The following is a 9,951-nucleotide window of genomic DNA, read 5'->3' on the forward strand; positions in this document are numbered from 1 at the left end:
TCCTTCTCGGTCCTCACCGCAGCTCGCGCCGCAGGATCTTGCCGGCCGGGCTCCTGGGCAGGTCGCCGACGATCTCGACGACACGGGGGTACTTGTACGCCGCCAACCGCTCCTTGCAGAACGAGATGAGGGCGTCCGGACTGGTCGTCCGGCCGGGCTGGAGGGACACGAACGCCTTGACCGTCTGGCCGCGGTATTCGTGGGGGGTGCCGATCACGGCGGCCTCGCGGACGGCGGGGTGGCCGAGGAGGACGTCCTCCACCTCCCGGGGCCACACCTTGTAGCCGGAGGCGATGATCATGTCGCTCTTCCGGCCGACCAGGTAGAACCAGCCGTCTTCGTCCATCAGGCCTATGTCACCGGTGTGGAGCTCGCCGTCGACGAGCTTCTCCGCCGTCTCGGCCGGCTTGTTCCAGTAGCCGGGGGTGATCTGCGGACCGGAGACGACGAGTTCGCCGGTCTCTCCCGGCAGCAGCTCCGTGCCGTTGTCGTCGATGACACGCACGGACGTGTTGAAGACGGGCACGCCGATCGACAGGGCGCCCGTGTCGGGATCGACGGGCGCCGACATCCCCAGGGGCACGGCGTGTGTCGGCGAGGTGGTCTCGGTCATCCCGTAGATGTTGTGGATGTCCATCCCGGTGCGGGCCCGGATCTTGTCGCGCAGCTGAGGTGCGATCGGTGCGCCGCCGGAGTAGACCGCCCGCAGCGACGCGAAGTCTTCCTTGGCCGCCCCGGGGAGTCCGGAGAGATGGTTGAAGGCGGTGATGGCGCCGACGGTGAACGTCGGCCGGTGTTCGCGGATCGCGTCCAGGACGACCCCGCCGTCGAAACGGTGCGCGAGCACGAGTTTCGAGCCGACCACCAGCGAGACGCAGACGTGCCCGACGAGCCCGGTGATGTGGAACAGCGGAGCGATACCGAGGACGACGTCGTCCTGGCTCAGCTTCATCCACTCGCGGTAGGTGTGGGTGTTGAACGCCAGGCCGCCGTGTGTGTTGATCGCCCCCTTCGGCACACCGGTGGTGCCGGAGGTGTACGTCAGGACCGCCGCCTGCCCGGCGGTCACGCTGACCGGTGCCGGCTTGCGGTCACCGTGCCGGGCGAACACGTCCGTCAGCCGGACGGCCCCGGAGACCGCCGGCTGCTCCGCGACGGGGATGACGCGCTCGTCGTCGCGCTTCTGGTCGTCGCGTGCGGAGGCCACGAAGACCTGCCGAACTTCGGTCTGTTCGCCGTCGAGCACCTCACGGGCAACCGACACGTACAGATCGTCAAGGCTCAGCAGGGCCGTCGCGCCGGAGTCCCTGAGCAGGTAGGACAGTTCGCGCGCCTTGTTCATGGGGTTGATGAGAACCGCGATACCACCGGCCTTCCAGGCCGCGAGGAGGCCGACCACGAACGCCGGGTTGTTCTGGGTGTAGAGCGCGATCCGGTCGCCGGTGGCGAAGCCGCCCTCCGTCAGGGCGACCGCCAGGGCGTCCGAGCGCTGGTCGAGGTCCCGGAAGGACACGGCGCCGTCGAAATAGGCGATCGCGGTTCTGTCGGGGAACTTGGACACGGTGGTCGCGAACAGTTCGAGCATCGACTCGGACTCGGGGGTGATCTGCCTCGGGAGATCACCCGGGTACGTGTTCAACCAGGGACGCGCGTTCACCGCACGCCCTCCGGTGCCGCCACGATGTCGTTCCGGAGGACCCCGACGCCCGACACCTCGATCTCGGTCACGTCACCGGGCACGAGGAAACGCGGCGGATTCGCGGCCAGTCCGATACCGCCGGGCGTTCCGGTGGCGATCACGTCGCCGGGGGCCAGGGAGGTGAACCCGGTGATGTACCCCAGAATCGCCGTGAAATCGAAGACGAGCTGATCCAGCGTGGCGTCCTGCAGCAGCTCGCCGTTGACCCGGGTGGTGAGCCGTACCGATCCGAGGTCGTCGAACTCGTCCAGCGTGACCAGGTGGGGACCGAAGGAACCGACGCCGCGGAAGTTCTTGCCGGGCAGCCACTGGCTGTTGTGCAACTGCCAGTCCCGTACGCTCAGGTCGTTGTAGCACGCCAGTCCCGCGATCGCCGCCCGTGCGTCGGCGTCCGTCTCGATCACGGACACATGGCGGCCGATGACGATCGCGACCTCTCCCTCGTAGTCCAGCTGCCTCGTGTTCGGCGGATGGACGACGGGCTGTTCGTGACCGACCTGGGTGTCGGCGAACCGGCTGAAGACGGTGGGGTGTTCGGGCTTGTCGACGTGCCCGGTCTCCTCACGGTGGTCGACGTAGTTGACGCCGACGCACAGGATCTTCGCCGGGTCCGGGACCGGCGGGAGGTACTCGATCTCGGCCAGCGAGTGGGTGGCCGCCCGGCCCGCACTGAGCCGCTCCAGCCGGTCCGTGAGCCCGCGTTCCAGGAGCTCTCGGACCGAGGCGGCCTCTCCGCCGAGAACCTCGACGCCGTCGATGACACCGTCGTCCGCGAGGACGCCGAACGACACCTTGTCGCCGATGCGATATGTGAGCAGCTTCATCGGTGCTTCTCCTCATGGGTTCCGGCGCGCATCCGCGCCGTGTGAATTCACGGCGTTCAGGCCGCGGTCGGCCCGGCGGCGCCCGTGTAGCGGCGGCGGTGGAACACCAGCGGTGTCTCGCCCGGGACCGCATCGAGGTCGGCGACCTCACCGAGGACGATGAAGTGGTCCCCGGCCTCGTGCAGGGTCGTGATCCGGCAGTCGATCCACGCGGCCACTCCCTCCAGCACCGGTGAGCCGGTGACCGGTGCCGGACGCCAGGTCAGGCCGGCGAACTTGTCGGCGCCGCTGGTGGCGAAGGCCTGGGAAACGTGCTGCTGGTTCACGGTCAGCACGTTCGCGCAGAAGGCGCCGGCCTGCCGTATCCGCGGGAAGCTGCTCGACGTCGCCGCGGGCAGAAACCCGACCAGGGGCGGATTCAGCGACACCGAGAGGAAGGTGCCGACGGCCAGCCCGACCGGCTCGCCGCGGTCCATGGCGGTCACCACGACAACGCTGGTGGGCACCGCGGAGAGGACGTCGCGGAAACGGGCGGCTTCCAGGGCTGCCTCACTCCCGGCGGAGCCGCTCGGTGAGGCCGGTGGTGATGTCCATGCCATTGGTGGAGTCCTTTTCCGGTCAGGCGGGACTGTGTCGTCGCTGACGGCGCGCACGGCAGGCAGCACCTCGGCGGCGGACAGTTCCATGTCGCGGCGGCCCAATGCGAGCGGGAGCCCCAGCCCGCTGAAACTCAGGTCCAGCCGGCCGGTCTCGGCCTGGTGGAGCTCCCTGAACCGCTTGATCACAGTGGCGGGAGATCCACAGAGGTAGGGCTGTGCGTACCGGAGCCGTCGGTCTCGGCGAAGTTCTCGGTGAAGTCATCAGGGACGGCGCTGGGGGTTATTACCACGCTGTACAACCTCCTGGGATCGGCTCTCGCCGCCGGACCACGGGTGCCGCGGCCATGCGCGAACCATCCGGCGACGCCCTTGGGGAGCCAACGTGAAAGTAACACAGACATATCTGACTTGAAAATAAACATTTCTATTGACAGTTGTGGAATGTCGTGTTGCGATCTGAAACATGGTTGCTCAGCGGTCAACCGGACGCCCGCGAGCCTGCCGGTCGGAGGACACATGACCGAGTTCGATACCGCCCGCACCGCCGTCATCAACACTCACTGGCAGTACGACATCGTGGCACCCGAGGGGGCCTTCGGGCCGTTCTTCGCCGAGGGCGTGCAGCGGCACGGCGTCATCGCCAAGAACGAGCTGCTCACCCAGGCGGCCCGAGCCGCGGGAGGCTCCGTGATCCACGTCCGGACGGCCTTCCGACCCGACTACGCCGATCTGATCGTCAACTGCCCGCTGCTGGGCCTGGTGGAAGAGCGCAAGGCCCTCGTCGACGGAACGCGCGGCGCGGAACTCATCGAGGAACTCAGCCCCGAGCCCGGCGAGTTGATCATCACCCACACCCGCCTCACCGGCTTCCACGGCACCGAACTCGACGGGATCCTGCGCGGGAAGGGCATCGACACCGTCGTCTTCTCCGGGGTCGCCACCGATCACGTCGTCCAGGGCACCGCCCGCGAGGCGGTCAACCACGGCTACCGCACCCTCATCGTCTCCGACGCGTGCTCGGCGGCCAACGACGAGGCACATCAGGCCGCCCTGGACACCTTCACGCTGCTGGGCGAGATCGTCACCACCGACGACGTCGTGGCCGCCTTCTCCCGCTGAGCCGCGCACACCACGACACCCCCACCGAGACGCAGGAGAAGGCCGATGCCGTCCATCACACCGCCGACCCGCATGCAGTACATCCGCCCCTTCGACCCGGACCGGGCCATCGACACCGGGTTCCCCGGCTACCGCGCACAGTTCCTCTCCCATCTGGAGAGCGCGATCCTGATCAACAGCCACATCGAGGAAGGCGGTTGCGGCCCCGGCCTGCACTACCACCACGTCGACCAGCTGTACTACCTGGTCGAGGGGACCATGAACGTCCAGCTGGGGCACGAGGTCCAGCACATCACCGCCGGCACCCTCGTGTTCATCCCGGCGGGCCTGGCGCACCGCAACTGGAACGACGGGCCGGGCGCCGAGACCCACTTCGAGATGCTCATCCCCGCTCCCGGGCCGATGGCCCAGCTGGCGTACATGGTGGACTCTCCCGACGACGTACCGGCCGCCGACAGCACCGACCACCCCGGTTACACCCGGCGAGTCGATCCCGACGCCCTGGACGAGCCGATGCCGGGTCTCAAGGTGGTCCCTCTGGCCGGCCCCGTGACCGGCGCGCGGCACACCGTCGTCAACTACATGGAAGTCGCTCCCGGCGGGGCCGGGCCGGGCACCCACATCCACGCCTTCGACCAGTACTACCTGGTGCTGGAGGGGGAGCTGACCGTCGAGGTCGCTCTGGAGAAGCATGTCGTCGGCCCCCGCACGCTGGTGGTGCTCCCCGCCGGCGTGCCGCACCGGCAGTACAACGCGGGCACGGTGACGGAGAAGCACATCTCGGTTCTCTCGCCCGCGCCGGAGCCGGTGAAGCCCTGGGACAGCGGTGTGGACTTCAGCGCCAACGGCGACGATGTCTCCGGTCCGCAGTCCGTCTTCGGGGAGATCGGAGCGGGGCGGCCATGACCGAACTGCACGGTGGATACCGGCCGCGCCCGGAGCGCCTGGCGCTGAAGCGGGGCGCGGTGGACTTCTCCGACGACGCCGGAGTGGCGGCGATCATGAAGCTCGTCGCGGGCGCGGAGCTGCCGCCGGTGGGGGAGACCGCCGGCGATCCCTTCGTGGGGATCACGACCGACGGGAAGCCCCTGACCGACCTCTTCACCCTGGCCGACGAGGGTGCCCCGACCGAGCAGGCGGTGCAGAAGGCGCTGGGATATCTGGGCCTGCTCACGTCGGCGCAACAGGCGCTCGGCTCGCTGCCGATCGACGCCACCGAATGGCGGCTGTGGTCCAACGCGTTTCTGACCTTCCCTGAACACGGCCTGCTGTTGCAGGAGTTGCCCGGCCCCGCGCGTGAGGCGGCGCTGTCGGTGATCGAGGCCACCGTCAGCCCCGAAGGCTACGGGCTACTGCGCGAGGCGATGCGGCTCAACGCCGAACTGGGCAAGTTCGTCGGCAAGTATCCGGACACCCTCACCGAGTACTGCTACCGGTTCACCGTGTTCGGCGAGCCGTCGCTCCAGCAGCCGTGGGGCTGGCAGCTGGCGGGTCACCACATCGACCTTCATGCGGTCTTCATCGGCGGCCAGTTGGTGCTCACGCCGACCTTCCTCGGCGTGGAGTTCGGCGGTGAGTCCGTGTTCGCCGACCACCGTGAGCGCGCCCGGGAGTTCATGGAGTCCCTGAGCGCGGCGCAGCGCGACCGGGCCCTGCTGTACGGCTCGGTGCTGTCCGCGGACCTTCCCCCCGAACTGTCCGGCATCGTCGACGGCCGCCACCGCGCGGCAGCGGGCCGGGACAACCGGGTGCTCCCCTACGTAGGGCTGGAGGGCGACCGGCTGACACCGGGCCAGCGAGAGCTGCTGCTGTCCCTCACCGACCCCTACCTGGAGAACCTGCCCCGAGAGCCTCGCGCGCACCGCCGCAACCAGATCGAGCGCTTCCTCGACGACACCCACCTGGGGTGGATCGGGACGTGGGACGCCGGCGCGCCCTTCTACTACCGGGTGCACAGTCCGGTCGTACTGATCGAGTACGACAACCACGCCGGCATCTTCCTCGACAACGACGAACCCGAGCCGTACCACGTGCACACCATCGTGCGCACCCCCAACGGCGGCGACTACGGCAAGGACCTGCTGCGTCAGCACTACGAGCACCAGCACCCGCACACGTGACGGAGCAACGCGTACCAGAAGGAGAACCGCCATGGACGTCGGTTTCCTGTTCAACATCCGCCGTCACCCCGAGGAACAGCGCAGCCTGCAGCAGGTCTACCAGGACCACATCGACGACGTCGTCCACGCCGAACAGCTCGGATTCACCCACGCCTGGGCCGGCGAACACCACTTCGCCTGGGACCAGGCGACGCCCGGACTGTTCCCGGTACTGGCCGCCGTCGCGCAACGGACCAGCAGGATCCGGATCGGCACCCATGTGACCGTGCTGCCCTACCACCATCCGCTCCGGGTCGCCGAGGACGCCGCGGTGCTCGACATCCTCTCCGGGGGCCGGTTCGAACTCACTGTGGGCGCCGGGTCGTTCTACGAGGAGTTCCGCTCCTACGACGTCGATGCCGCCGAGCGTTTCGGGCGGCTCTTCGAAGGGCTGGACGTCATCCTCAAGTGTTTCACTGAGGACGAGTTCAGCCATGACGGCAAGTACTTCACCTTCCCCGGCGTGCGGATGACCACCAAGCCGCTGCAGGAGAGGCTGCCGGTCTGGGTCGCCGCCAGTGGTCCCGTGGGAGTGAAGCGTGTCGCGCGCCGAGGGCTGAACGTCGCCGGCGCTTCCGCGTTCGGTCCGCAGCTCATGGAGCTGTTCGACAGCGAGCTGCGCGCCCACGGGTACGACCCCGCCGACCACGGGTCAGGGTTCCTGTCCATGGTGCACGTCGCCGACGACGAGGACCGGGCGTGGGCCGAGGCCGCCCGCGGAGTCCACCACTGGCTCACCTTCCTCGCCGGCCATGAGTGGGTCGGGCTTGAGTTCACCGGCGGCAGACTCGACGTGCCCGAACCCGGCCAACTGCGCGACTGGGCCGCCGACTCGCCGATCCCGTACCACGTCGGCACGCCCGACCAGGTGGCCGAGTCGCTGCTCCGGCGGGTCCGGTCGGCACGTAACACGAACCTCGCCCTGTCCTTCCGCCAGGTGTTCATGGAAACGGCCGCGGTGCGCCGCTCCATGGACCTGTTCGCCGAACACGTCATGCCCGAACTCCGGGCCTGGCAGCACCCCACAGACACCGCCGCTTCTGACAAATGATCAATGAATGAGGAGACATGTCATGCGTGCTGCAGTAGTGAACAGCTTTGGTGGACCCGAGGTCGTGGAGATCGTGGACACCGAGCTGCCCGAGCCGGCGGCGGGGGAGGTGCGGATCAAGGTGGCCGCGGCCGCGCTGAACCCGTGCGATGTCGCGGCGCGGTCCGGGGCCTACGGGGGAGAGGGCAAGCAGATAGGGCTCGGCTGGGACGTCGCCGGGACGATCGACGCGGTCGGTGAGCAGAGCGACTGGAAGGTCGGCGACAGCGTAGTGGCGCTCTTCTTCGGCCTGGTCAAGACGCTGGGCACCCATGCCGAATACGTCGTCGTCCCCGCGGACGCCGTCGCCAAGGCGCCCACGACGGTGGACTCGGCGCACGCCGCGACTCTGCCGCTGAACACGCTGACCGCGCTCCAGGCCCTGGACCTCCTGGAGTTGACGGAGGGCCAGTCCCTCCTGGTGACCGGCGCCGCGGGCGCGGTCGGCGCGTACGCCGTGCAGCTCGCCGTCCGCCGCGGGCTCGTGGTGACGGGCCAGGCACGGGAAAGCGACGAGGAGTTCGTACGGTCGCTCGGGGCGGCGCATGTCACGAGCGGGGAGCCGAAGAGCGTCGACGGCGTCCTCGACGCGGCGATCCTCGGTGAGCAGGCCCTCGCCTGGGTGCGGGACGGCGGCGCCTACGTCGGCCTCCTGCCGCACCTGCTGCCGCCGGCGGAGCGTGGCGTGCGGATCCACGGCATCGAGGTGAACGCCGACGGGGCGAGCCTGACCGAGCTGGTCCGGCTCGCGGACGAGGGGGCGCTGACCCCGCGGGTGGCCGGGACCTATGCCCTGGAGGACGCGGCCAAGGCGCACGCCCGGTTCGCGGAGGGCGGGGTGCGGGGGCGGTTGGTACTGCTGCCCTCGTAACGCCTGGTCCTCCGCACGCTTGATGGCCGGGCGGATCTTCCGCCCGGCCGGGAATTCGCGCCCGGGACACCGGCCGGGCGCGTGTTTCAGATCGCATCACAGAAAGGTTCGGCCGAACCGGACACAGGAGGACCGTTCTCGCGGTCCTCGCCTTGACAGAGCCGTCTTCACAGATCGAGGTTCCCATGACCACCACTTCAGACCTGCCCGCTGCGGCAGGCGCAGACTCCGCAGCCGCCCGCGACGGGCTGCTCGCCGCCCTGGACGCGATTGCCGACGAGCTCGAAGTCGAAGGCCCGGCGTGTGACGAAGCGGGCAAGCTCACCGATCGCACGATGGAGTTGCTGCGAGACAGCGGCCTCGGCTGGATGTATGTGAGCAAGGACCTGGGGGGCTTGGCGTTGACGCCCAGCGACTCGGCCGAGGTCCTCGAACGCTTCGCCTACATCGACGGGTCGATCAGCTGGACAGGAGGAATCTTCGCGGGCGTCGGCTACCTCACGGCGTTCCTCGACAAAGCCGTCGAGAAGGCACTCCTGGCCGACGGGGTGCCGAACTTCTCCGCGACCGCCTACCCCGCCGGACGCGCCGTCCGGGTCGAGGGCGGCTACCGGCTCACCGCGTCCTACTCGTACTGCAGCGGGCTTCCGAACGCGGACTATGTGCTCTGCAACTCGCTGCTCTTCGACGGCGACCAGCCCGTCCCCGGCCCTCCGTTCATGTTCCTCGTACCGGCCTCGGAGACCACCCTTCGGGGCAACTGGGACACGATCGGGCTCCGCGGCACCGGCTCCGTCGACTTCACCGTGGACGACTACTTCGTTCCGGATCACCACGCGGTCCCGCTGCTTCCCGACACCGCCGCCGGTTTGCTGGCACTGGTTCATCTCGGGCGCCAGACGTGGGCGTCCGGCACCACCCGTCGACTCCTCGACGAGATCGCCGCCTTCGCGAGCCGTGAGCCCAAGCCCGGAGCGACCCGGCTCGCGGACAACCCGGTCTTCCGCACCGAGTACGCGGACTTCGAACTGGCCTACCGCTCCGCTCGCGCATTCGGGGCCGAAGTCTTCGCCGAGGTGGACGCCTCGGTGGCAGGTGGGGAGCCCCTCAGCCGTCGGCAGACCGGTCTGCTCGCCGGCGCCAGCGTGCACATGCACGACATCTGCCGGGATCTCGCCCTGTGGGCGTTCAACAAGGGCGGAGGCACCGCACTGCGCGCCGGAACGCTTCAGCGCGTCATCCGCAACGCCCTCGCCGGTTGCCAGCACGCGGTGATCAGCCGCAGTCAGCTGGCGGACATCGGTCATGAACTCATCGGCGCGCCGCCGGAGCTGCAGTGGATGGGACCGGCACTTGTCGTGCCTCCCGGTCGGTGACCGTGCCCGCCCGTGAAGTGGCGGCTTGATGAGTGACAGGACTGGCGACGTTCCGTACTCGACGTGCGGGCGTCGCCTTTTCTGGTGCCGCGTGACACCGAAGTGGGGGGGGGGGGGGGGGGTGGGTGAGCACCCCCCCCCTTCTTAGGGGGAGATGGGGTTGGGCAGGGGGGGGTGGGGGGGGGGAGGGGGGGTGGGGGGCATACGGTCGGGG

The 9,951-nt window shown here is 69.0% G+C and carries 9 protein-coding genes; 6 read left to right on the plus strand and 3 right to left on the minus strand.

Annotated features, from left to right (window positions below; translation table 11 throughout):
• Positions 1-13: 13 nt before the first annotated feature.
• The 3 genes from ACFY1U_RS22240 to ACFY1U_RS22250 are packed head-to-tail and all read right to left on the minus strand — an operon-like array spanning position 14 to position 3,122.
• A complete protein-coding gene (locus ACFY1U_RS22240; protein WP_390695845.1) occupies positions 14-1,657 on the minus strand; it encodes a class I adenylate-forming enzyme family protein in 1,644 nt (547 codons plus the stop codon).
• The gene (locus ACFY1U_RS22245) at positions 1,654-2,523 is read right to left on the minus strand and encodes a fumarylacetoacetate hydrolase family protein (RefSeq protein WP_390695846.1); all 870 of its coding nucleotides are present in this window, start codon (positions 2,521-2,523) and stop codon (positions 1,654-1,656) included. The genes ACFY1U_RS22240 and ACFY1U_RS22245 overlap by 4 nt, the downstream gene beginning before the upstream one ends.
• 56 nt (positions 2,524-2,579) lie before the next feature.
• Entirely contained in the window at positions 2,580-3,122 is a 543-nt protein-coding gene (locus ACFY1U_RS22250; RefSeq protein ID WP_390695847.1) for a flavin reductase family protein, read from the minus strand.
• 516 nt (positions 3,123-3,638) lie between these two features.
• On the opposite strand from ACFY1U_RS22250, the gene ACFY1U_RS22255 reads away from it, so the two are divergent.
• The 6 genes from ACFY1U_RS22255 to ACFY1U_RS22280 all read left to right on the plus strand — a co-directional run bounded on the left by ACFY1U_RS22255 (position 3,639) and on the right by ACFY1U_RS22280 (position 9,737).
• A complete protein-coding gene (locus tag ACFY1U_RS22255) occupies positions 3,639-4,241 on the plus strand; it encodes a cysteine hydrolase (RefSeq protein ID WP_390695848.1) in 603 nt (200 codons plus the stop codon).
• Positions 4,242-4,286: 45 nt separating this feature from the next.
• Positions 4,287-5,147, plus strand: coding sequence for a cupin domain-containing protein (locus ACFY1U_RS22260; protein WP_390695849.1), 861 nt, complete (start codon positions 4,287-4,289; stop codon positions 5,145-5,147).
• Positions 5,144-6,361 (plus strand): DUF3500 domain-containing protein, encoded by a 1,218-nt coding sequence (locus ACFY1U_RS22265; RefSeq protein ID WP_390695850.1) that lies wholly within the window; start codon positions 5,144-5,146, stop codon positions 6,359-6,361. The genes ACFY1U_RS22260 and ACFY1U_RS22265 overlap by 4 nt, the downstream gene beginning before the upstream one ends.
• A gap of 31 nt (positions 6,362-6,392) precedes the next feature.
• Positions 6,393-7,451: an LLM class flavin-dependent oxidoreductase gene (locus ACFY1U_RS22270; protein WP_390695851.1), complete on the plus strand. Its 1,059-nt coding sequence runs from the start codon at positions 6,393-6,395 to the stop codon at positions 7,449-7,451.
• A 22-nt stretch (positions 7,452-7,473) separates the two neighbouring features.
• Positions 7,474-8,361: an NADP-dependent oxidoreductase gene (locus tag ACFY1U_RS22275; RefSeq protein ID WP_390695852.1), complete on the plus strand. Its 888-nt coding sequence runs from the start codon at positions 7,474-7,476 to the stop codon at positions 8,359-8,361.
• A 185-nt stretch (positions 8,362-8,546) separates the two neighbouring features.
• Positions 8,547-9,737 carry a hypothetical protein gene (locus ACFY1U_RS22280; protein ID WP_390695853.1) on the plus strand — a complete coding sequence of 397 codons (1,191 nt, stop codon included), beginning with the start codon at positions 8,547-8,549 and terminating at the stop codon, positions 9,735-9,737.
• Positions 9,738-9,951 lie beyond the last annotated feature (214 nt).

The organism is Streptomyces sp. NPDC001351 (assembly GCF_042896045.1).
In the GTDB taxonomy this organism is placed as follows: domain Bacteria; phylum Actinomycetota; class Actinomycetes; order Streptomycetales; family Streptomycetaceae; genus Streptomyces.